A 20,815-nucleotide genomic window follows, 5' to 3' on the forward strand; every position below is an offset into this window, starting at 1 on the left:
ACCGGCGTTCCATTGGTCCGGCATTCCAGGCAAGCCACGCATAAAACCCATTCATTCTTAGCCCCGGATGCCAATCAAAATCGTCACAATCCACCAGATGACCAGAAGCCCCGACAAAATCGTACCAATTTTCGCGAATATATAATTTTTTTCTTCTTCTTTAAAAGATTTCCATCCGTACATCAGCGACGCCACGGAAAATAATATGCTCGAAAAGCACATCGACAGCGCGCCGACCGGCGTATTGCCCTGGCTGCGGACACTGAATGCCATCCCTGCCACGCACAGCAGCAGACCGACTCCCGCCAGTCCCAGACAGAGATAGCCGTGTTCTGCCATCGGCTTGCGGATATAAGAAATCCGGTTATCTGTTTGACGTCCCATGCAGACACCTCCCAATTGCACGTGTAATCCACTGGCAGAGGTAGCCAGCAATTCCACCTAACGTATTTAAAAACATATCATCCACATCAAAACTTCCCACCTTGAATACGAGCTGAATCGTCTCGATGCTCAAAGTCAGAAGGAAACTCAGAATCAACATCAGGTACCATTTTCCAAATCTCGGACTGATGATCGGCAGGAAAAATCCAAACGGCATGAAGCACACCACGTTGCCAGCCGTATTTAACAGGAACGCTTCCGTTCCCACTATATCACGATAAATATAAAACCGTTTGATTTCCTTAAATAAAACGAGATTATAGGCATACTCCACATGCGGCGCGCGCCCGAATCCGTCCGAAAAAAACATAAAATATATAAGAAGCACCAGGTATGCGACAAAGAATATCCAGCACACCTTCTGATGCGTTTTTGTCCGTTTCCACATAATTCCCCACATAAACTGCCAGAAATGAGAAAAACCGTACACCGTCCCCGGTCATACGGTTTTTCTCTTTCGACTGGGCATATCTGCCCTGTTTCAAATCCAATTTTTAGAATGTAATATCTGATTTGCGTTTCAGTAAAAACGCACCGCTGACGATCGCCATCACACCGGCTGCCAGCCCTACCGTGATGATCACGCTTCCAATCACGATATTAATCACACCGGTTCCCTGCATCGTTTTGTAGATCTTTTCCATATCGATCCGCTCCTTCTTACACTCCGTCGCATGGCATTTCCCATTTCAAGCATGCCGCTCCGTGAACCAAATCTCTATTTTGCACCGTACTGCTCATAGTATGCGTCGATCGCTGCTTTCAGTGTATCATCGATCACGACCTTGCCCTGGCACTCCTTGTTGTACAGGCACTCTACGACATCTGACATCGATACGATCGCTGCGGTCGGGAAGCCGTACAGTTCCTTGATCTCATCCAGCGCACACTTTTCTCCCTTGCCGCGCTCCATACGGTTTAAAGATACCATCAGGCCTTTGATCTCCACATCTGCCTGGGATTTGAGGATCGGGAAGGTCTCCTCGATGGATTTACCGGAAGTGGTTACATCCTCGATGATAACGACGCGGTCGCCGTCCTTTAACTTGCTTCCCAGAAGGATGCCGGTATCGCCGTGATCCTTGACCTCTTTCCGGTTGGAGCAGTAACGTACTTCTTTGCCGTACAGCTCACTGATCGCCATCGAGGTGGCAACTGCCAGCGGGATTCCCTTGTAAGCCGGTCCAAACAGGACATCGAAATCCAGACCATAGTTGTCATGAATCGCCTTTGCGTAATACTCGCCCAGACGGCGCAGCTGCGTACCGGTTACATATGCACCCGCGTTCATGAAGAACGGAGATTTACGTCCGCTCTTTAAGGTAAATTCGCCAAACTTGAGCACTTCGCTCTCTACCATGAAATTGATAAATTCCTGCTTATACTGTTCCATCATACTCTCCTATCTTACCGAACCGCACCAATCAGTTCATGTATATCTTCAATGCCATATTTTTCCATGTAGGCGTCGATGCCCTTCACGATCTCCTCCGTCGCATACGGATTATGGAAATTCGCCGTACCGACTGCCACCGCGCTTGCGCCTGCCAGAATAAATTCGATCGCATCGTCCGCATTCATGATACCGCCCATGCCGATGATCGGAAGCTTGACCGCCTGCGCCACCTGGTAAACCATGCGGACTGCCACTGGTTTCACTGCCGGACCGGACAGACCGCCGGTACGGTTGGCTACCGCAAAGGTTCTCCGGTTGATATCGATCTTCATGCCAGTCAGTGTGTTGATCAGGGACAGCACATCCGCACCGCCTGCCTCGGCTGCCTTCGCCATCTCCGTGATGTCGGTAACATTCGGGCTGAGCTTCATGATAATCGGCTGTTTCGCATGGCGTTTTACCTCGCGGGTGATCGCCTCCACTGCTTTCGGATCCTGTCCAAATGCGATGCCGCCCTCCTTGACGTTCGGGCAGGAAATGTTGATCTCCAGCATATCGACCGGCTGGCTCGCCAGTTTTTCCACTACATCGACGTAATCTTCCGTCGTTTTTCCACATACATTGACGATAATCTTCGTATCATACTGACGTAAAAACGGGATATCCCTCGATGCAAATAAATCATACCCCGGATTCTGTAAGCCGATCGCGTTGATCATGCCGCCGTACACCTCCGCAATACGCGGGGTCGGATTGCCTGGCCACGGCACATTTGCCACACCCTTGGTCACAACCGCGCCGAGCTTGTTCAGATCGACCATCTCGCCGTACTCTGCCCCTGAACCAAAGGTTCCGGATGCCGTCATGACCGGGTTTTTAAGCTCTACACCCGCAAGATTGACTGCCATCTGTCTCATAATTCTACCTCCTCGGCTAAAAATACGGGACCATCCTTGCAGATCCGCTTGTTGTGTACATTGCTGTGGTGGTCTACATCCTTCGACTGGCAGACACATGCCAGACAGGCGCCGATTCCACATGCCATCTTCTCCTCCAGGGAAATATAGCACTTGATTCCCTTTTCTGCCGCATACTCCTTGATGGCGCGCAGCATCGGAGTCGGTCCGCAGGCGTAGATCACATCCGCCGTCAGGTTCTGCTCCCGGATCGCGTCCAGGACATTGCCCTTCGTGCCGACGCTTCCGTCCTCGGTCGCCACAAAGACTTCTCCATATGCCTCAAATTCATCCCGGAGGAAGAGATTTTCATCCCGGTATCCTAAAATGATCTGTTTTTCGCAGTTTAACTGTTTCGCCATCTCAAGCATCGGCGGAACACCGATACCGCCGCCGATCAGAAATACATTTTCGCCCTCCTGCGGGAAACCATTTCCCAGAGGTCCCATGATGTCGATCGGGTCTCCGGAAACATATTTGGAAAATTCATCCGTTCCTTTACCGGCAATCCGGTATACGATCCGCAGGCGTCCTTCATCCGGATCTGCCTCGCAGATACTGATCGGGCGCGGAAGAAGTCTGGAACCGTCCTGGCTGTAGACCGAGATAAACTGTCCCGGTCTTGCCTCGTCCGCTATGTCCGTCACGATCCACATACTGAAAATGCCAGGTGCCAGTTCTTCCTGACTATATACAACTGCTGTCTCTTTCTTCTGTGCCATGAGCTCCTCCTTACAGTACGCGTCCGATGTCCGCAATCATATCGATGACAGCCTGTCTCGATGCATCCGCAAAATGCTCCGGACCGAATTTGGCGTATGCGTCTTTCTTGTATGCCGCGATGATACCGCGGGAAGAATTGACGATCGCGCCCAGTCCATCCTCGTTGAAGCAGTATTTTAAGTCTTCGGCCGTACCGCCCTGTGCGCCATAACCCGGAACCAGAAAGTAAGTCTTCGGCATCAGCTTACGCAGAATCTTGCTCATCTCCGGGTAAGTTGCGCCCACAACTGCGCCTACATTACTGTAGTCGCCATCCATGGAAGCCTCCCCCCACTCAACGACCTTCTCCGCTACCAGCTCATAAAGCGGGCGGCCGTCCACCAGACGATCCTGGAACTCGCCGCTGGATGGGTTAGAAGTCTTTACCAGTACAAAGATACCGCGGTCGGATGCGTTGCACTCGTCCACAAATGGTTTCACGCCGTCGGTTCCCAGATACGGATTGACCGTCACATACTCGGTATTGAACGCGGAACAGGTCGTATTTCCAACCTTCACGTTGCCGAGATGACCGGTTGCGTAGGCAGCCGATGTGGAACCGATGTCGCCGCGCTTGATGTCTCCGATGACAATTAAGCCCTTCTGCTGGCAGTATTTGACAGTCCGGTCATACGCTTTCAGGCCTTCGATGCCAAACTGCTCATACATCGCAATCTGCGGTTTGACCGCCGGAATCAGATCAGCCGTCGCATCCACGATCGCACAGTTAAACTGCCAGATCGCCTCTGCCGCTCCTTCCAGGGTCTCTCCGAACTCCGCAAATGCTTTTTCCTTCACGTGCTCCGGAATATATCCAAGCATCGGATCCAGTCCTACACAGATCGGTGCCTTTGTCTTCTGAATCTTCTCAATCAATTTACTAACCATCACGTTCTCCTCCAGAGTATCTCTCATAAATAATCAACTTATTTTATCATAAGTGGAGGGCGCTTTCAAGGGCACGGAGCAAGGAAAAAAGGGTTTTTGCTTATGCCCTTTTGATTGCCCCGAAAGAAGCGCGCCAGCTGTCACGGCATCGGACGGCTGGCGCGCTTCTTTCTTGAGTGTATCGTTTCTTTGAATAATTGGTTTTAAAATTGCAAAATTGGTTTTTCTTGCTTAAATATAAACTATTTCAACATTTAACACAATGAATCAATGCATCTAATGCAGCGTCAACGTCGCCACATAATCTCCATTTTTGTAACTTTTAGCCGCAAAATGTTCCTCCGTCTCCGTCTGAAGTTCCATCCAGAGTTCTTCGGCGGCGAGCATAATGTGGGAGAGCATAATGCCGATGCTGAATTCGCGCATCGCATGGAAGCTCTTGCCCGGAAAGCGGGTTTTTAGGGCGAACACATAGATTCGGTCGGAATAGACGATGAAGCGCCACGGCTGGGTGTTCATCGCGGACGGTGCGAGACGCGCCGCACGGAGAATCGTCTTCATCTGCTCTCCGGCTTCTTCCTTGAAAATACAGAGTTCATTGAGCGGGAGGCGCTTTGCCAGCGGGCTTTCACGGTAGAGCTTGCCCTCCGGGTAGCCGAATGCGACCATCATCAGGCAGCGTTTGCCGCCGCGCACCTTCTGCGCCGGCTGCACGCTGCCCAAATAGCAGGTTCCAAGCCCTTTTGCCGTCATATAGAGCACCATCTGCTCCATCAGATAACCGGCATTGCGCTCGCAGCCTTCCTCCTGGTCCGAATAGATCGCCAGATAGTAGGGAGCATCCACCTTCCAGAGTCCGTGGACATCGGCTTTTTTCTTTGTATTGTCGAATATCACTGCCTCAACCCGGATCCGGTCATTTAACCGGGAGGTCTTATCAAAATAGGACAGGATCTGCCCACGCAGCTTCTCCGTGACCTCCCGATCGGTGTATTTTCGAACTGAATGGCGACATCCTATCGCCTCATACAAATTCATCATACCTGCTCCCCTCCTATCTTTTTGCTGCCGTTATCATGCGCATGACCCGCAGTATCTTTTTCTCTGCCTCTCTATGTGCATTCCAATTTCTATACAAATTCTGACCGTTTCAGCACCACCTTTAAATCAGTCCCGACATCAGTGGTACTACCACTACGGTCAAAAGACCGGCGACCGCAATTGACAAGCTGCTCATCGCACCCTCGATCTCGCCTAATTCCAGCGCCTTTGCCGTTCCAATCGCATGGGCTGCTGTTCCAAGTGCCAGACCCTTCGCGATTGGCTCTTCAATTTTAAATATCTGAAACAGCCAGTCGGCTATAATATTTCCCAAAATTCCTGTAATTATAATGCTGATAACCGTCAGCGTCACGATACCTCCCGCTTCCTCGCTGACGCCCATGCCAATCGCCGTCGTAATGGACTTCGGAAGCAATGTCACATAGTGCGTATGCTCCAGTTGAAAGAAACGGCACATCACATAGATACTGCCGACACTTCCCGCTACCCCTGCCACAATTGCAGAAGCAACCGCAATCAGGTGCTGGCGCAAAAGCTCCAGCTGCTTATACAGCGGAATCGCCAGACAGACCGTTGCCGGTGTCAGGAAATAGCCCAGATACACCGCACCGCGGTTATACTCCTTATATTCTATATGAAAAACAGATAAAAATGCAATCACAACTATAATTGCAACCAGCAGCGGATTTAAAATCGCCCAGCCGGTCTTCTTTTTCAGCCAGACGCCCAACATATACGCGCCAACGCTGACCAGCATTCCAAAATAAAGAGAAGAATGAATCAGTCCATTCATGCTTTCGCACCTCCTTTATTCTTTCTGCGGATGATGCTCTGCGCCACGCACCCGGTCGCAACCATAACAAATACCGTCGAAATCACGGTAATCACTGTCAGCGGCACCAGGATGGACTCCGCCTCCTGCACGCTGTCAAGCAGACCTACACCTGCCGGTATAAACATAATCGGCATCGTATCCAGGAAGAAATCTCCCACTTCCGCCACATCTTCTGTATGTAATGCACCTGTGCAAAGCAGAAGCAGAAGAATGAACAATCCGTATACGCCGGACGGAACCGGAAACGGAAGCAGATAGTTCAAAAACTCTCCCAGCATTGTGATGCCAAAAATAATTGTCACTTCTTTCAAGTACTTCATGATGTCTTCACCTTTCGTATTTAATGCCTCTATTCTATCACTCCCAAATTTATAGGACAATATGAAAATTAGCATAAATTCTGTCAATTTCCTTGAATTTTTTGCGTCTTTTTTATACGATACAGGTAAGCTTTTCCGATTCGTAAAATCCAGACATTTTCGATCCAAAAAACGTGAAGTTTTTATCCGCAAATACGTTTATCTTTATGAAAGACTTATCTTCTCAGCTGCTTTTGTAGCTGGTACACTTTGTATTGCAAGAAAGAAAGGATTAGAAGTTATGAATTTAATTCAGACAAACTCTCTCTCTGCCAGACAGGCAGAACAGATCCTGGCACTGTTGAATGAATGCCAGAAGACGCAGCCGATCCACATTTCTTTTCCATTTGAAGACGGAAATTGTTTCCTGCTTCTTCTGGATGAATCAGAGACACTTGCAGCCATCATGGGAATGATCCTTCCACCGGATGGCTCTTCGGACGAGGAACCCGTCGAATGCATCGCCTTCACCCGCCCTTCCCTGCGCCGACGCGGATATTTTGCCGCACTCTTAGAAAAAGCCTGCGACATCTCCGGTGAGCACGATATTCTATTTCCGGTTGACCCGGAATCTGCTGATACGGCTGCCACGATGAAAGCCATTCACGCTGACCGCGTTGATCAGGAATATCAGATGAAATGGGACTTTGACCCGGCGGCCGAACGCTTTGACTCTCCCATGGTTGAAAAACGCCCGCTTACCTTTACCTGCACTTCTGCACCGGAAGGTGACGTCAACGAAAGTGTTGATCCCGACAGTTGCTGGGACTGCTTCCACAGCGCCGATGATCCAGATCCGGCCGTTACAATTCTGACCTATGAATTTTTAGAGACTCCGCCGGATCCGATGTGCTCTCCGGCTGCCGTGTGCATGGCGCGTATGCAGCCCGTCTCGGACGTTCCCGGCACATTTCATGCCTGTTTCTACGGTTTCCGGGTCCATGACCTCTGCCGCGGACTAGGAATCGGTGAAGCTGCTTTCTGTCTGGTCTTAAACGATCTGATCGCGCGCGGCTGCACCCGAATTGTTCTTCACGTCAGCAGTGACAATTATCCGGCACTCTCGATCTATAAAAAAGCAGGGTTCCGAATTACCGAAACCCTGTCCTATTTTATGTATTAAAGATATGGCAGGCGCTTCAGCCGCCAAAAGCACCCCGATACATGAGCTATTCGTTTACATCACGACTATTCTTCCTGCGTCGGATGTTTTTCCTCAATCTTCTGACGGATGCTTAACATCTTGCAATCTGTCTCCGCGATGACATCCGCGCACTTTTTCAGCTCCGCACCGATCTCTGCGGCTTCCTGGGCATCCAGCTGCTTTTTATACTTGAGCTGGTGATCCAGACTCGCCCAGAAATCCATGGCGATCGTGCGGATCTGGACTTCCACACGGATATTTTTCTTACTGCTTGAAAAGAATACCGGTACTTCCACGATCATGTGGTAGCTGCGGTAGCCGTTTTCCTTCGGCGCCTTGATATAATCCTTGATCGCAATGATGGTCACATCATCCTGGCGTTCCAGCATCCGGCTGATCTCGTAAATATCGTCCACAAACGAACATATCACACGGACACCCGCTATATCATCCAGGTTGGACTCCATCGATTCGATCGAAAGCGGAAGTCCGCGCCGCTGCAGTTTTTCTACAATACTCTTCGGCTTCTTCACTCTCGCCTTGATCATCTCGATCGGGTTTCTTGCATTCCGCATGGAAAGCTCATCGTTGAGCACTTCCAGCTTCGTCTTAAACTCTCGAATCGCGCAGCTGTACTGCATCATCGCTTCCTGAAACTGCCTTGCCGTCTCCCGGAATGTCTCAGGAATCTCAAACACCTGAGGCGTATTGACCGCGAAATGGCTCAGCTCGCTGTTGGGATTCTGAGCAATATTCATTTGTATTCTTCCACCTCTTCTATATATCTATATTCTTTTATGCCTTCTCCACTGCGTCAGCCGCCGCATCCAGCCATGGGGATTCCACATACTCAACCAGCCCCTCGTCCACCTTGGACGCAATCGACGGATCGATCGGAATCTTCGCAAGCACCGGAATCTCATACTCGTCTGCCGTCTCCTCGATATGGCTTTCACCGAACACAGAAATCTTCTTTCCGCAGTCCGGACATTCCAGATAACTCATGTTTTCAACCAGTCCCAGAATCGGAATATCCATCTTCTTCGCCATGTTGACCGCTTTTGCCACGATCATCGAAACCAGCTCCTGCGGGGAAGTCACAATGATAATACCTGCCAGCGGCAGGGACTGAAATACAGTCAGCGGCACATCGCCGGTTCCCGGAGGCATATCGACAAACATATAATCAATGTCCTTCCAGAGTGCCTCGCTCCAGAACTGCTTAATCACGCCGCCCACAACCGGTCCACGCCAAATTACCGGATCCGTCTCATGCTCCAGAATCAGGTTCGAAGAAAGAATCTCTATCCCCGTCGAGGTCGTGCGCGGCAGCATCAGCTGATCCGCTGTCACACCTACCATGCCGTGAATGCCAAATGCCTTCGGGATCGACGGTCCTGTAATATCTGCATCAAGAATGCCAACGCGGTTGTTTCTCGCACGCATCTTACATGCCATCAGGGATGTCACCAGGGATTTTCCGACGCCGCCCTTGCCGCTGACTACACCAATTACTTTTTTAACTGAACTCTGTGGATTTAACGGCACCCGGAAACTCTCCATCGTCCGGCTGGCACACGTTTCGCCGCAGCTTGAACAATTATGACTGCAATTCTCACTCATACATACTTCTCCTTTTTATCAGGTTGGATTCTGATCGTTCGCTGGTTTTCGTTTTTGCATCCTCTTCAGACGTTTTCCAAGACCAAAAACCTGTAACGCCCAAATCCTCCCCTGTCGTAATCTCCGTACATTTTACCATATTTTCTGCAAAAATGATAGGGGGCAAACACAACTGGCAGCGTTACAAAAGAATGTGCCGTTACTGTACACGTATGCGTGAACAGTAACGTTTTCTATGAGACAAAAACAGACAGCCCGTTTGCTACACTGCATTCAGACTGTCTGTCTTTTTTATATCCTATTCATTTTTCTCTACAGATACGCCTGTACCATCGGGCGCAGCCGTCTTGCCATGATCGCCGCCAGAATGCAGAGAATATAATCCGCCGGCATCTCCGGCAGGCAGTAAACCAGCACAATCGCTTTCCAGCCGATCGGCTGCAGGGTTACGAGATGGGTAATCAGATAGAAATAAACCATTCCCATTCCATAATATACCACATATCCAGCCGTCGCCGCCGTCATCAGCGCTCCCATTTTCCAGGAATTCAAACATTCACAGACCTTTCCCATGACCCACGCCGCAAGGAGAAATCCCAGCAGAAAACCAAAGGTCGGGCGCAGCAGATACGCCGGACCGCCGCCGCGTGCAAAGATCGGGACGCCCGCAAGTCCAATCAGCAAATAGACACCCACACTGGTAAATGCCCGTCTGGAGCCCAGCAGAAATGCTGCCAGCATCACGAAAAACCACTGCAAGGTGAAGTTCATGGTATCTGCGCCGGTCGGAATGACAACCTTGATAAATGCCCCCACGGCGACCAGCGCCGCAAACAGACCGCAAAGCGCCACATCCTTCGAATGTTCCCGGCTCCGCGAAACTGCTTTTTCTCTCATCTGTTTTCCTCCATCATGCATGATGCATTTTTTCATAAACGGTTCCTTTCATGGCATGCAGCCACCGTGCCTGCAGACTTTCGCTGTCCATGTATGTTTCCTTTTGCTCAAAACGAATCCTCCAGCATCACTCCGCCTGGAATTTACGGATCATCCGCACAAGTCCAAGACTCTCCATCCGTTTTGCAATCAGATAAAAGAGTGCTGCATCCACCGGCCACTTGATGAGATTCTTAAGCACACGCATCGGCAGAAGCACCATCATTGCTTTTCCAGACATCATGCTAAGCCAGAGTGTGTTCAAAAATATGTTGCAGATCAGCGCCACCACCAGATCCGCCCAGAGCGCCCGGCGGAAGGTAAGCGGTTTCCGATACAGAATTGTGCCATATAGCACGCCGCCCAGCATCGCATTCAGCGTAAATCCCGGAAAAAATGCCCCTGTCGGCTTTACGACATATTTGACCAGGTCCAAGACTCCGCCATAGACCGCTCCAGCCACCGGACCGAAGAGGTAGTAGACAAACTGGTTGACCACACCGCCGAATCCGATTTTCAAATACGGACCAGCCTCAATCGTGAAGTATCCCAGAACAACGGAGACAGCCATCAGCATGGCGGCAGTCGTGAGTGTTTTCACGTGTTTCAGTTCCTGAAAGGATGCCTGATAACATACTGCAAATTTTTTCATAAAAAAATACCTCCTTTTCTGCAGATCTCTCGAACCACATCAGGAGATAGATTGTATCAACGATGCAGCGGGATGCGGAATACTGACCGCGAAACCCCGGAGGGTCTCTTCGTCCGGCTGACAACTCCCTGTTCAACCAGCACTTAACGCCTGTATTCCTACTCTGCGTTTCTTTTTTATCTTTTACATCATACCATAATTTTCCCGCTTTTCAAGCACTTTATAAGCGCTTCTGGCAATTTCCGCACAAGCACGCCTCTGGCAGTCCATTTTCGAACCGACCAGCATTTACTCTTCTTTTTGGCTCTGTTCGCTGTATTCCCTAAACGCACGATCCATCTCGATATAGTTGCGTTTCAGGGAAACCGGCTTTCCGTCGCGGGTCAGGAAACAATGGCGGCTCTCGCCCACGCAGCGGATTGCGCCCGTTTCCTTGTCAAAAACCGTGTATTCCAGCGTCATGCGGATGCCGTTGTATTCCTTCATCTGAACCAGCACCTGCACCGTCTCGCCAAACCGCGCCATGCTCTTATAATCGCAGTGAACCGACAGCACCGGGCTTATGATCCCCTGTTTTTCCATGATGTCATATCCCATTCCCATCTGCTCCATCATGTCGATCCGCGCTTCCTCAAACCAGTGTAGGTAATTTGCATGGTGAATGATTCCCATCTGGTCGGTTTCATAATACTGCGCTTTGTGTTCGTAAATTTTCAGTTCCATAAAAACCCCTCTTTTCCATCTAAAAAGGGATACCTGCACAACTGCAATTTCTGCCGTTCTGCAATATCCCCCTCTGGTTCTGATATGTGTGTCACCGTCCGCACACTGTGCAGGCAATGGCTGATACCTTACTGTTCCAGTTCTTCTCCGAGTCCGCTCTCGATCGCCTCGGTAATCGTCTTCAGCGCTTCTTCCTCATCCGGTCCGTCGCAGGCAACCGTGATCTCGGTGCCGCACTTGATACCCGCTGCCATCACGTTCAGCACGCTCTTTGCCACAATATGTTTCTCCCCGCACTCAATCAGAGTCCGGCTCTTAAATTTCATCGCGGTCTGCGAAAGCACGCCAGCCGGCCGCAGGTGAAGTCCCGATGGATTAACCACTTTCACTTTCTTCGATACCATAGCTGTCCCTCCCTCGTCAATTCTTAGTTTTTAATTACTCTAATTTTAGTCTAAGTAGGGCAGACTGTCAAGCGTTAGGCCAGCACCTGCTGCGCGTAATTAACAGACGCCATCGCATCGCGGCAATACGCATCCGCTCCGATCATATCCGCGTATTCCTGGGTCAGAACCGCGCCGCCGACCATGACTTTCGCCCACGGTGCTTCCTTGCGGAGCTGCTTGATCGTCTCCTCCATGCTCGGCACGGTGGTCGTCATCAGGGCGGACAGACCAACCAGTCTTACATGGTTCTTGATCGTCTCTTCCACGATCGCCTCCGGAGCTACGTCCTTACCTAAATCCAGCACATCATAGCTGTAATTCTCCAATAATACTTTTACGATATTTTTTCCAATGTCATGAATATCGCCCTTGACGGTCGCCAGCACGATCTTGTCCTTCTTCTCTCCTGCTTCCCCGGAGGACTCCATCTGGTTTTTGATGACCTCAAACGCCGATTTTGCCGCCTCCGCACTCATCAGAAGCTGCGGCAGAAAGACGGTGCCTGCCTCAAAACCCTTTCCGACCTTATCGAGTGCCGGGATCATGCAGGAATTGATGACGGTCAGGGAATCCATGGTCTTTAAGAGTTCCCCGGCTGCCGATGCCGCCTGCTCTTTTAAACCTCTCTCCACACTGACCGTAAGCTGATGCTCCGGACCGGATGCCTGGCTGCCAGTGTCCGCACTGCCGGAAGCTCCAGCTGCACCTGCCGCCGGGGCACCCGAACCTGCGCTGCCTGCTGCACCTGCGCCGGAAGCTCCGCCCGCACCTGCCTTTGGAATCGCCAGCCGCGCTGCCTGCTCAATATAATCGCCGCAGTGTTCATCCAGTGCTGCCAGGGCCCGGTAGCTATAATAAGAACGCATCATCGCCGCCGAATTTGGATTAATGATCGCCGCGGTCAGACCGCTCTGCATCGCCATCGTAAAGAAATTGGAGTTGACAATCTCACGCTGCGGTAATCCGAAGGAAATATTTGAAACGCCGAGAATCGTATTGCAGCCAAGTTCCTGGCGGACACGGCGCACCGTCTCCAGTGTCACCAGCGCGCCGGTCGGCTCGGAGCTGATCGTCATACAGAGCGCATCGATCACGATGTCTTTTTTCTGGATGCCATACTTTTCCGCCTCCGCACAGATTTTCCGCGCGATCGCCATACGTCCGTCCGCCGTCGCCGGAATGCCTTCCTCGTCGATCGTCAGCGCAACCACCGTGCCGCCGTAATGTTTTACCAGCGGAAATACAGCGTCCATGACCTCCTGTTTGCCATTGACAGAGTTAATCAGTGCCTTTCCATTATAAATACGCAGCGCCTGTTCCATCGCCTCTGTGTCAGTCGTATCAATCTGCAGCGGAAGCTCAGTCACCGCCTGCAATTCCTGTACGACCTCGCGCATCATCGCCACTTCATCGATCTCCGGCAGTCCCACGTTGACGTCAAGCACCGCAGCGCCATTCTCCTGCTGGGTGATCGCCTCGCGCAGGATATATTCCAGGTTGTGATCGCGCAGCGCCTGTTTGAATTTTGATTTTCCGGTCGGATTGATGCGCTCGCCAATAATGACCGGATCGGTTCCCATCTCAACTACCGACGCGTAGGAAGTGATGAGAGTGTCATTTTTCGGCTCGATCGGCTTTCTCGTTCTGCCCTTACACATCTCTGCCAGCAGACGGATGTGCTCCGGGGTCGTACCACAGCAGCCCCCGACTGCCGAAACGCCCATCTCCAGCATTCCTTTCATTTCCTCGACAAATTCTGGCGGATCAATATCATATACAGTCTTTCCTCCCTCGCTTCGCGGAAGTCCCGCATTTGGATTGACAACCACCGGGATCGACGCATACCGAAGCAGTTCTTCCACAATCGGCTTCATCTGAACCGGACCTAATCCACAATTGATTCCGAGCGCATCCACGCCCAGACCTTCCAAAAGTGCCACAACGGACTTCGGTGTTCCGCCGGTTAAAAGTTTGCCTTTTCCATCGAAAATTGTGGTTGCAAAGATTGGAAGATCGGAATTTTCCTTTGCCGCCAGAACCGCTGCCTTGAGTTCATACGTGTCGCTCATCGTCTCGATCAGAATCAGATCCGCGCCGCCGCGCACGCCTGCCTTTACCACCTCGGTATAGATGGAGACCGCCTCCTCAAAGTCCAGATCGCCCATTGGCTTTAAAAGGCGTCCGGTCGGTCCCAGATCCAGCGCTACATAACCACGGCCGCAGTGTTCTACCGCTGTCCGGGCATTTTTCATCGCCGCATCCACGATCTCATCCAGATTAAACTCGGCTGTCTCATTGTATTTCAGACGGTTCGCGCCGAATGTATTCGATAAAATAATATTCGCGCCCGCGTTCAGATAATCCTCATGGATCTTTACCAGAACCTCCGGATGCTTGATATTCCAGGTTTCCGGCAGTTCGCCCGGTTTCAGCCCGGCTCCCTGCAAAAGACTTCCCATTCCTCCGTCAAATACCAGTATTTTATCGTTCCAATCTTCCCGTATACCCATGTCAGCTTCCTCTCTGTTTTTGTTTCTTACTTATTTATCTCTCCGGTACAGGCAGTTTTTGTTTGAACAGACCTCACAGCCCTCTTTCACACAGCCCGCCGCTATCTTCGATACTCCGATGACCGCCGTCACCGACTTGGACGGCATCATCAAAAAACTTTCCGTCAATGTAATCCCCACCGTCTTTTCCGCTTCCAGTACCCGGCAGAAATCCGGCTGACACGAAAGCGGCAGATCTCCATAACCTGGCGAAAAGCGGGGACGCAGATAGAGTCCTTCTTCTGCTGCCTCCGCTTTTAATTTGTCATTGATTTCATTGCAGTAACTCTCAATCCGTGCCGCCGCGCACGCCTGCAGGACAACCGCCCGGCTCATCGAAAGACGGCTGTATCGGCGCAGAAGCAGATCCACACCAGCACCCAGCGTCGCCGCAAAAAGGATGACCTCCTGGCAGTCCTTTAAATTGCGGCTGAGCGCCCGGCTTTTTACTTTAAAACACGTAAAATCAAGTTCTGAATCTGGCAGCAGCGTCAGCGGATAGCGTCTGTAAAAGCTCCGGCAGTTGACGGACCGCTCTAATTCTCCCAGACAGTCCTCCACCAGATCTTTCGTCTGCGGATCCGGCTCCTGCTGCCCTTTAATTCCTAAATACCGATATATTTCTCTCCGATTGACTTCCGCCATTACAGAATCTCCGACAGGTTGTTCTTAATCTGCGCCGCTACATCCGGTTTATTCATTGAATATACATGGATTCCATTTACATGGTTTGCAATCAGATCGATGATCTGCTCAGTTGCATAGGCGATACCTGCCTGCTTCATCGCTGCCGGGTTATCACCAAAACGATCTACGATCGCCTTGAAGCGTGCCGGAAGGTAGGTGCCGGACATGCTGCAGATGCGCTTAATCTGACTTATGTTTGTCACCGGCATGATGCCTGCGACAACCGGAACCGTGATTCCTTTTTCTCGGATACGGTACAGGTAATTATAAAGGATATTATTATCAAAGAACATCTGGGTCGTCACAAAATCACAGCCCGCTTCCACTTTTTCTTTCAGATGCCCGATATCCACCGTCTTGTTGACCGATTCCACATGTCCCTCCGGATAGCAGGCTGCGCCGATGCACAGATCCGGGCAGGTCTCACGGATCTCGCGGATCAGCTGGGATGCATACTGATAATCTTTTTCTACCTTGCCGTCTTTCGGAATATCGCCGCGAAGTGCCAGGACATTCTCAATTCCGTGTGCCTGAATCTCGCGCAGGACACTGTGCACCTTCTCACGGGTCGAGGAGACGCAGGTCAGATGTGACAGCGCCGGCACCTGGCAGGTGCTCTGGATATCCGATGCGATCTGGACCGTATACTGGCTTGTGCCGCCGCCTGCTCCGTAGGTCACGCTCATAAATGACGGATTTAACTTTGCAATCTCAAGCGCCGCTTTCTCAACGGAAGCGAAGTTGCTCTCCTCCTTCGGCGGGAACACTTCAAACGAAAGCGTCGGCTGTCCTTTGGCTAAAATATCCTTAATCTTCATCGTATTTATCTCCTGTTCTCATCATTTCGTCCGGTTCTGCCCCGGACCTCTATTGCCTATGTATTCTATATGATTTTTGCTCAGTATACCATATTTCCCCAATGAACGCCAGACTTCCGGCAGCTATCTTCTGGATTGATTTTCTATATCTTGCCATAGGTAAAATCTATAGGAACCAAATAAAATACATAAACATACGATACAGATAATTAATTCCAGACAAAGCAAACAAAATCAGCAAAATCACCAGCACAAGGCTCATTTTCCCCTTCTTTTTCTGATTTTTTCCTTGCTGCACCGCGCTTCGTCTCTGCGTTGTCTGATACGACATACTGTTCTGGTTCTGTGTCCGGACGGATGCCTGTCTGCCTGCGCCTGCTGCTTTCTGCGTCTGGGAATATACCTTCGCCCGGTCCGCAAGCGTGCGGATGGCATCTGTGCCTGCCCTTGCACTCGTTTCCCACGAGGCAGATCCCGCATTGTGGTACTCACAGTCCGTCTCATGCGCCGGGTGGCGCTCATTCAGATAATAAGTTGCATTGACATAGTTAGGATTCCGGATCCACTGTTTACAAAAAGAACAATAATGACCATACTTGATCGGATGGTCGCAAATCGGACAAATTCGTCTCTGCATGAAATACCTCCCCTCGGATCGAACATACTTTTTCGAAAACACCTCGTCAATTATTTTTTATTGTACCATAACTTTTTTACTTTTTTCTATATTTTCTCTTGTATTTTCTCCATTTCGTGTTAAAATACAAACGTCCATTACACCTGTCAAGACAGGTGTAAGCCATTTATTTGACTGTCATGGATTTGACCGGAATGGCTGAAACGATTCATTCCGTTCACAATTATTTTACTCTGGGAGGTTCTATCAATATGGAACGTGTGAAAGCTTTTCTGAAACGGAAGCAGGTTGTCATCTCCGTTCAGACGTATCTCATCGATGCGCTGGGCGCGATGGCATTTGGTCTGTTTGCTTCTCTTCTGATCGGTACCATTTTCGGCACGCTGGGGGAAAAAACAGGCGTTGTAATTTTTACTACGATCGCAGGCTACGCCAAGAGCGCGACCGGTGCGGCGCTCGGCGTCTCGATTGCCTACGCCTTAAAGGCACCGACGCTCGTCCTTTTCTCCGCCGCTACCGTCGGCATCGCGGGCAATGAACTCGGCGGTCCGGTCGGCGCGCTCGTTGCCACCATCATCGCAGCCGAGCTTGGAAAAATCGTCTCCAAAGAGACACCGGTTGATATTCTCGTCACCCCGGGTGTCACCATCATCTCCGGCATCCTGGCCGCACAGTTTGTCGGTCCGGGCGTCTCCGCATTCATGACCGCTTTCGGAAATCTGGTGAAGACAGCGACCGTCATGCAGCCGCTTTTCATGGGTATTCTGGTTTCTGCCCTGATCGGCATCGCCCTGACGCTTCCGATCAGCAGTGCGGCAATCTGCATCATGTTAAGCCTCGACGGTCTGGCAGGCGGTGCCGCCACCGCAGGCTGCTGCGCGCAGATGGTCGGATTTGCCGTTTTAAGCTTCTGTGAAAATAAATGGGGTGGTCTTCTGGCACAGGGACTCGGAACCTCGATGCTCCAGATGGGAAATATCGTCCGGAACCCGAAAATCTGGATTCCACCGACACTCGCCTCGATGGTCACCGGTCCGCTCTCCACGATGGTCTTCCATCTGGAAAATATTCCAGCCGGTTCCGGCATGGGAACCTGCGGTCTCGTCGGACCGATCGGAATCTACACCGCCATGCAGGGAAGTGGAAATTCGATGATGTGGCCGGACATCCTGCTCATCTGCTTCGTGCTTCCGGCTGTTTTGACCCTGTTCTTCGGCGCACTTTGCCGGAAAGCCGGATGGATCAAGGAAGGCGATTTGAAGCTGGATCTATAATTATAGCTCCATGTGCTTCCAATTATCTATCATTCCTATCTGGCATCTGTCCTTAGAATCAGCCAGATTGTCACGGTTCACGCATACGTGCCCAGTAAGGCCAGATTCATAGACCTATGACAGCAAAACAGGCATTGAAATGCTCTTCATCCACCACTGTGTGGATAGCAAGCATTCCAATGCCTGTTTTTTGATCCAGTTATCTTTTCCCTATTCCTTATCGTTCTTCTTTCCCCAGCAGCTCCCGCATACTTGCGAGCAGCTTCGCCTCTTTGTCTTCCTTATATTCTCCGAGCAGGACCTCTTCAAACTCCTTCTCCACCTTCATCCGGCGGAAATACGAGCTCATTTCATCCGCCATACCGGAGAGCCGGTTTAACAGGCGGGAGAAATCGCGCAGCATCACGTCGTCCTTGTGGTACGGATAAACAATGTCGTGGTCAACCTCACTCCATCCCTCCTCGAACAGCGTTCTCGCCTGAATCTCGACGTAGTAACCGCGGTATTTGATGATGTAGTGAAGGGAACGGTAGATACCGCCTGACTTGATTTCGATCACATTTTCATCGTAGATCCGGCTGTCCCCGTTTCGGCGGTATACCTTCGGACGCTCTGCAATGTAGCAGTGTGTCTCATCGTTGTCAAAATCGCGCTCACGGTCTTTTACATACTGCTCCGGGGCATTTTCAAACGCCGATGTGATGTATTCATGGAAATGACGCCAATCCTCACGGTACAGGAAGAATACACGGATACCGATAAGGTCCGTCACGTATTTCCAGTAATTATCAACTCCCAGCTGGGCAAATTTCTCCGGCTGCTCTTTTTTCTTGCGGATGATCTTCTCCAGCAGATGCCCCGGTGCCTTGGTACGGTAACGGTAGGAATGGATCCCCGCTTTTTCAATATCATACAGATACTTATCTACAAAATCCTTGCCAATCTCCCGCAGCTTTCCCTCGATCGTCGCATAATGATCCGCGATCGCAGTCAATTCCTCCCAGGAAACGCCCGCCGCGTCAAAGTCTTCCTGTTCGATCCGATATTTTCTTAAAAATAAATCTCTCTCCATTATCTCCTCTTTATCGGAAGCCCACTGAGCGCAGGAACCGGGCAAATGCCTCCCTGCCTTCCGGCGTACACTTATATACGCCCGCGTCTTCCAGTACCTGCTCAAAGACAAGACCTACCTCTTTTTGCAGGATTTCGTTTATATTTTCACTTGTTATATGCTCATACTTCGGCAGGAACTCATCCACCCAGTCCGCATGCTTTTCAAGCTCTGGATTGGAACGGATATCGCCTCCGGAAAGGATCACCTCCGCCAGATCGGCAAGCTCCTGTTTCAATCTGGACGGGAGCACCGCCAGACCCATGACCTCGATCAGACCGATATTTTCTTTCTTGATGTGATGCAGCTTCGCGTGCGGATGGTAAACACCAAGCGGATACTCATCCGTCGTGATGTTATTGCGGAGCACCAGATCCAGCTCGTAGAAATCGCCATTCTTTCTGGCAATCGGCGTGATCGTGTTGTGCGGTTCTCCGTCCGTCTCAGCATAAATAAAAGCATCCTCATCCGTATAGCTGCGCCATGCACGCAGCACTTTTTCACCAAGATCAATCAGGCGGTCCGGATTCTTGGAACGGGTCCGCAGAACTGACATCGGCCATTTAACGATTCCGGCTTCCACATCCTCGAAGCCTTCCATCTCAAATTTCTGTTCAATCGGCGCTTTTGCCATCGCAAACGTGTAATGTCCGCCCTGGAAATGGTCGTGACTTAAAATCGAACCGCCGACGATCGGCAGATCCGCATTGGACCCCAGGAAATAGTGCGGGAACAATTTCACAAAATCAAACAATTTGACAAACGTTGCCCGTTCGATCTTCATCGGCGTGTGCACACCGTTGAACACGATGCAGTGCTCATTGTAATACACATACGGCGAATACTGAAAGCCCCACTGGCTGTCATTGACCGTGATCGGAATAATGCGGTGGTTATTGCGCGCCGGATGGTTGACACGTCCGGCATAGCCTTCATTTTCCTTGCATAAGAGGCATTTCGGATAACCGCTCTGCTTTGCCAGTTTGGCTGCCGCGATTGCCTTCGGATCTTTCTCCGGCTTGGATAAATTAACCGTGATGTCCAGCTCCCCGTATTTTGTATCCGTTTTCCATTTCATATCCTTGGAAACACGGTAACGGCGGATGTAATTGGAATCCTGGCTCAATTTGTAATAATAATTGGTTGCCGCCTCCGGCGATTCCTCATACAATTTCCAGAAATGTCCAATCACCTCGCTCGGGCGCGGCATCAGGCAGTTCATCAGCTTCGTGTCAAACAGATCGCGGTACACCACGCCGTCCTCCTTCAAAACGCCCGTCTCATGTGCATAATCAAGCAGGGCATCCAACGTCTCTTCCAGTGAAATCTCCCTGCATGCGCCCTGCGGTTCTTCATATTCATCCAGTCTCAGAACCTCGAGAATCTGGTTCGTCGCGTAAATGCGATCCGACTCCTGAAGAAGCCCCGTATTGACTCCGTACTGTACTAAATTTCTGATTGCTTCATATACTGCCATACCCTATCCTCCTGACTGAAAAACAACCTTGCTGTT

Annotated in this window: 24 protein-coding genes and 1 riboswitch; of the genes, 2 read left to right on the forward strand and 22 right to left on the reverse strand. The window is 50.7% G+C overall.

The window, feature by feature from the left end; all coding sequences use genetic code 11:
* Nucleotides 1-57: 57 nt before the first annotated feature.
* The 10 genes from DWV73_RS06145 to DWV73_RS06185 form a co-directional block, all read right to left on the reverse strand.
* The gene (locus DWV73_RS06145; RefSeq protein ID WP_107000483.1) at nt 58-384 is read right to left on the reverse strand and encodes a hypothetical protein; all 327 of its coding nucleotides are present in this window, start codon (nt 382-384) and stop codon (nt 58-60) included.
* Nucleotides 365-832 carry a VanZ family protein gene (locus DWV73_RS06150; RefSeq protein ID WP_107000974.1) on the reverse strand — a complete coding sequence of 156 codons (468 nt, stop codon included), beginning with the start codon at nt 830-832 and terminating at the stop codon, nt 365-367. The genes DWV73_RS06145 and DWV73_RS06150 overlap by 20 nt, the downstream gene beginning before the upstream one ends.
* Before the next feature lie 106 nt (nt 833-938).
* The gene (locus DWV73_RS12750; RefSeq protein ID WP_022359365.1) at nt 939-1,088 is read right to left on the reverse strand and encodes a hypothetical protein; all 150 of its coding nucleotides are present in this window, start codon (nt 1,086-1,088) and stop codon (nt 939-941) included.
* A 74-nt stretch (nt 1,089-1,162) separates the two neighbouring features.
* Nucleotides 1,163-1,837, reverse strand: a complete 675-nt coding sequence (gene pyrE / locus DWV73_RS06155; protein WP_107000484.1) for an orotate phosphoribosyltransferase — start codon at nt 1,835-1,837, stop codon at nt 1,163-1,165.
* A gap of 14 nt (nt 1,838-1,851) precedes the next feature.
* Nucleotides 1,852-2,757, reverse strand: coding sequence for a dihydroorotate dehydrogenase (locus DWV73_RS06160; RefSeq protein ID WP_022359363.1), 906 nt, complete (start codon nt 2,755-2,757; stop codon nt 1,852-1,854).
* Nucleotides 2,754-3,518 (reverse strand): dihydroorotate dehydrogenase electron transfer subunit, encoded by a 765-nt coding sequence (locus DWV73_RS06165; RefSeq protein ID WP_107000486.1) that lies wholly within the window; start codon nt 3,516-3,518, stop codon nt 2,754-2,756. The genes DWV73_RS06160 and DWV73_RS06165 overlap by 4 nt, the downstream gene beginning before the upstream one ends.
* Nucleotides 3,519-3,528: 10 nt before the next feature.
* Entirely contained in the window at nt 3,529-4,446 is a 918-nt protein-coding gene (pyrF, locus tag DWV73_RS06170; protein ID WP_117796163.1) for an orotidine-5'-phosphate decarboxylase, read from the reverse strand.
* 276 nt (nt 4,447-4,722) lie between these two features.
* On the reverse strand, nt 4,723-5,487 hold the full coding sequence (locus DWV73_RS06175; protein ID WP_333489839.1) for a nitroreductase family protein: 765 nt from the start codon (nt 5,485-5,487) through the stop codon (nt 4,723-4,725).
* 121 nt (nt 5,488-5,608) lie between these two features.
* Nucleotides 5,609-6,301, reverse strand: a complete 693-nt coding sequence (locus DWV73_RS06180) for an LrgB family protein (RefSeq protein WP_107000487.1) — start codon at nt 6,299-6,301, stop codon at nt 5,609-5,611.
* The gene (locus DWV73_RS06185) at nt 6,298-6,663 is read right to left on the reverse strand and encodes a CidA/LrgA family protein (protein WP_107000488.1); all 366 of its coding nucleotides are present in this window, start codon (nt 6,661-6,663) and stop codon (nt 6,298-6,300) included. The genes DWV73_RS06180 and DWV73_RS06185 overlap by 4 nt, the downstream gene beginning before the upstream one ends.
* Nucleotides 6,664-6,943: 280 nt before the next feature.
* On the opposite strand from DWV73_RS06185, the gene DWV73_RS06190 reads away from it, so the two are divergent.
* Complete coding sequence (locus tag DWV73_RS06190) at nt 6,944-7,825, forward strand: GNAT family N-acetyltransferase (protein WP_181357181.1); 882 nt, start codon at nt 6,944-6,946, stop codon at nt 7,823-7,825.
* A gap of 65 nt (nt 7,826-7,890) precedes the next feature.
* On the opposite strand, the gene DWV73_RS06195 is transcribed toward DWV73_RS06190, so the two are convergent.
* The 10 genes from DWV73_RS06195 to DWV73_RS06240 form a co-directional block, all read right to left on the reverse strand.
* The gene (locus DWV73_RS06195) at nt 7,891-8,604 is read right to left on the reverse strand and encodes a GTP pyrophosphokinase family protein (protein ID WP_107000490.1); all 714 of its coding nucleotides are present in this window, start codon (nt 8,602-8,604) and stop codon (nt 7,891-7,893) included.
* Nucleotides 8,605-8,641: 37 nt separating this feature from the next.
* A complete protein-coding gene (locus DWV73_RS06200; protein WP_022359355.1) occupies nt 8,642-9,469 on the reverse strand; it encodes an Mrp/NBP35 family ATP-binding protein in 828 nt (275 codons plus the stop codon).
* A gap of 312 nt (nt 9,470-9,781) precedes the next feature.
* The gene (locus DWV73_RS06205) at nt 9,782-10,366 is read right to left on the reverse strand and encodes a biotin transporter BioY (protein WP_022359354.1); all 585 of its coding nucleotides are present in this window, start codon (nt 10,364-10,366) and stop codon (nt 9,782-9,784) included.
* Nucleotides 10,367-10,493: 127 nt separating this feature from the next.
* The gene (locus tag DWV73_RS06210) at nt 10,494-11,057 is read right to left on the reverse strand and encodes a folate family ECF transporter S component (protein ID WP_022359353.1); all 564 of its coding nucleotides are present in this window, start codon (nt 11,055-11,057) and stop codon (nt 10,494-10,496) included.
* Nucleotides 11,058-11,120: 63 nt separating this feature from the next.
* Nucleotides 11,121-11,225, reverse strand: a riboswitch (THF riboswitch).
* Between the two features lie 120 nt (nt 11,226-11,345).
* The gene (locus DWV73_RS06215) at nt 11,346-11,780 is read right to left on the reverse strand and encodes an acyl-CoA thioesterase (protein ID WP_107000491.1); all 435 of its coding nucleotides are present in this window, start codon (nt 11,778-11,780) and stop codon (nt 11,346-11,348) included.
* A 128-nt stretch (nt 11,781-11,908) separates the two neighbouring features.
* A complete protein-coding gene (locus tag DWV73_RS06220; RefSeq protein ID WP_022359351.1) occupies nt 11,909-12,184 on the reverse strand; it encodes an HPr family phosphocarrier protein in 276 nt (91 codons plus the stop codon).
* Between the two features lie 74 nt (nt 12,185-12,258).
* Complete coding sequence (locus tag DWV73_RS06225) at nt 12,259-14,736, reverse strand: homocysteine S-methyltransferase family protein (RefSeq protein WP_117796164.1); 2,478 nt, start codon at nt 14,734-14,736, stop codon at nt 12,259-12,261.
* Between the two features lie 30 nt (nt 14,737-14,766).
* Nucleotides 14,767-15,420 (reverse strand): vitamin B12 dependent-methionine synthase activation domain-containing protein, encoded by a 654-nt coding sequence (locus tag DWV73_RS06230; RefSeq protein WP_107000493.1) that lies wholly within the window; start codon nt 15,418-15,420, stop codon nt 14,767-14,769.
* The gene (gene metF / locus DWV73_RS06235) at nt 15,420-16,280 is read right to left on the reverse strand and encodes a methylenetetrahydrofolate reductase [NAD(P)H] (RefSeq protein WP_022359348.1); all 861 of its coding nucleotides are present in this window, start codon (nt 16,278-16,280) and stop codon (nt 15,420-15,422) included. Before metF ends, DWV73_RS06230 begins: the two co-directional genes overlap by 1 nt.
* Nucleotides 16,281-16,446: 166 nt before the next feature.
* Nucleotides 16,447-16,917 (reverse strand): hypothetical protein, encoded by a 471-nt coding sequence (locus DWV73_RS06240; RefSeq protein ID WP_117796165.1) that lies wholly within the window; start codon nt 16,915-16,917, stop codon nt 16,447-16,449.
* A gap of 251 nt (nt 16,918-17,168) precedes the next feature.
* Between DWV73_RS06240 and DWV73_RS06245 the strand changes: the two genes are divergently transcribed.
* On the forward strand, nt 17,169-18,191 hold the full coding sequence (locus DWV73_RS06245) for a PTS sugar transporter subunit IIC (RefSeq protein ID WP_117796166.1): 1,023 nt from the start codon (nt 17,169-17,171) through the stop codon (nt 18,189-18,191).
* A gap of 217 nt (nt 18,192-18,408) precedes the next feature.
* On the opposite strand, the gene DWV73_RS06250 is transcribed toward DWV73_RS06245, so the two are convergent.
* Both DWV73_RS06250 and galT read right to left on the reverse strand, forming a co-directional pair.
* On the reverse strand, nt 18,409-19,263 hold the full coding sequence (locus DWV73_RS06250; protein WP_265104151.1) for a RelA/SpoT domain-containing protein: 855 nt from the start codon (nt 19,261-19,263) through the stop codon (nt 18,409-18,411).
* A gap of 10 nt (nt 19,264-19,273) precedes the next feature.
* Nucleotides 19,274-20,779: a UDP-glucose--hexose-1-phosphate uridylyltransferase gene (gene galT, locus DWV73_RS06255; RefSeq protein WP_117796167.1), complete on the reverse strand. Its 1,506-nt coding sequence runs from the start codon at nt 20,777-20,779 to the stop codon at nt 19,274-19,276.
* Nucleotides 20,780-20,815: the final 36 nt, after the last annotated feature.

It is taken from the genome of Clostridium sp. AF12-41 (assembly GCF_003461685.1).
GTDB classification, from domain to species: domain Bacteria; phylum Bacillota; class Clostridia; order Lachnospirales; family Lachnospiraceae; genus Otoolea; species Otoolea fessa.

Bases quoted from the DNA above. Each gene is read 5' to 3' on its own strand.
- metF (WP_022359348.1), bottom strand. From the start codon at position 16,280: ATGAAGATTAAGGATATTTTAGCCAAAGGACAGCCGACGCTTTCGTTT.
- DWV73_RS06240 (WP_117796165.1), bottom strand. From the start codon at position 16,917: ATGCAGAGACGAATTTGTCCGATTTGCGACCATCCGATCAAGTATGGT.
- DWV73_RS12750 (WP_022359365.1), bottom strand. From the start codon at position 1,088: ATGGAAAAGATCTACAAAACGATGCAGGGAACCGGTGTGATTAATATC.
- DWV73_RS06160 (WP_022359363.1), bottom strand. From the start codon at position 2,757: ATGAGACAGATGGCAGTCAATCTTGCGGGTGTAGAGCTTAAAAACCCG.
- pyrF (WP_117796163.1), bottom strand. From the start codon at position 4,446: ATGGTTAGTAAATTGATTGAGAAGATTCAGAAGACAAAGGCACCGATC.
- DWV73_RS06250 (WP_265104151.1), bottom strand. From the start codon at position 19,263: ATGGAGAGAGATTTATTTTTAAGAAAATATCGGATCGAACAGGAAGAC.
- DWV73_RS06215 (WP_107000491.1), bottom strand. From the start codon at position 11,780: ATGGAACTGAAAATTTACGAACACAAAGCGCAGTATTATGAAACCGAC.
- DWV73_RS06205 (WP_022359354.1), bottom strand. From the start codon at position 10,366: ATGAGAGAAAAAGCAGTTTCGCGGAGCCGGGAACATTCGAAGGATGTG.
- DWV73_RS06190 (WP_181357181.1), top strand. From the start codon at position 6,944: ATGAATTTAATTCAGACAAACTCTCTCTCTGCCAGACAGGCAGAACAG.
- DWV73_RS06245 (WP_117796166.1), top strand. From the start codon at position 17,169: ATGGAACGTGTGAAAGCTTTTCTGAAACGGAAGCAGGTTGTCATCTCC.
- DWV73_RS06185 (WP_107000488.1), bottom strand. From the start codon at position 6,663: ATGAAGTACTTGAAAGAAGTGACAATTATTTTTGGCATCACAATGCTG.
- DWV73_RS06175 (WP_333489839.1), bottom strand. From the start codon at position 5,487: ATGATGAATTTGTATGAGGCGATAGGATGTCGCCATTCAGTTCGAAAA.
- DWV73_RS06230 (WP_107000493.1), bottom strand. From the start codon at position 15,420: ATGGCGGAAGTCAATCGGAGAGAAATATATCGGTATTTAGGAATTAAA.
- DWV73_RS06200 (WP_022359355.1), bottom strand. From the start codon at position 9,469: ATGAGTGAGAATTGCAGTCATAATTGTTCAAGCTGCGGCGAAACGTGT.
- DWV73_RS06150 (WP_107000974.1), bottom strand. From the start codon at position 832: ATGTGGAAACGGACAAAAACGCATCAGAAGGTGTGCTGGATATTCTTT.
- DWV73_RS06165 (WP_107000486.1), bottom strand. From the start codon at position 3,518: ATGGCACAGAAGAAAGAGACAGCAGTTGTATATAGTCAGGAAGAACTG.
- DWV73_RS06210 (WP_022359353.1), bottom strand. From the start codon at position 11,057: ATGAAAAAATTTGCAGTATGTTATCAGGCATCCTTTCAGGAACTGAAA.
- DWV73_RS06195 (WP_107000490.1), bottom strand. From the start codon at position 8,604: ATGAATATTGCTCAGAATCCCAACAGCGAGCTGAGCCATTTCGCGGTC.
- galT (WP_117796167.1), bottom strand. From the start codon at position 20,779: ATGGCAGTATATGAAGCAATCAGAAATTTAGTACAGTACGGAGTCAAT.
- DWV73_RS06220 (WP_022359351.1), bottom strand. From the start codon at position 12,184: ATGGTATCGAAGAAAGTGAAAGTGGTTAATCCATCGGGACTTCACCTG.
- DWV73_RS06145 (WP_107000483.1), bottom strand. From the start codon at position 384: ATGGGACGTCAAACAGATAACCGGATTTCTTATATCCGCAAGCCGATG.
- DWV73_RS06180 (WP_107000487.1), bottom strand. From the start codon at position 6,301: ATGAATGGACTGATTCATTCTTCTCTTTATTTTGGAATGCTGGTCAGC.
- DWV73_RS06225 (WP_117796164.1), bottom strand. From the start codon at position 14,736: ATGGGTATACGGGAAGATTGGAACGATAAAATACTGGTATTTGACGGA.
- pyrE (WP_107000484.1), bottom strand. From the start codon at position 1,837: ATGGAACAGTATAAGCAGGAATTTATCAATTTCATGGTAGAGAGCGAA.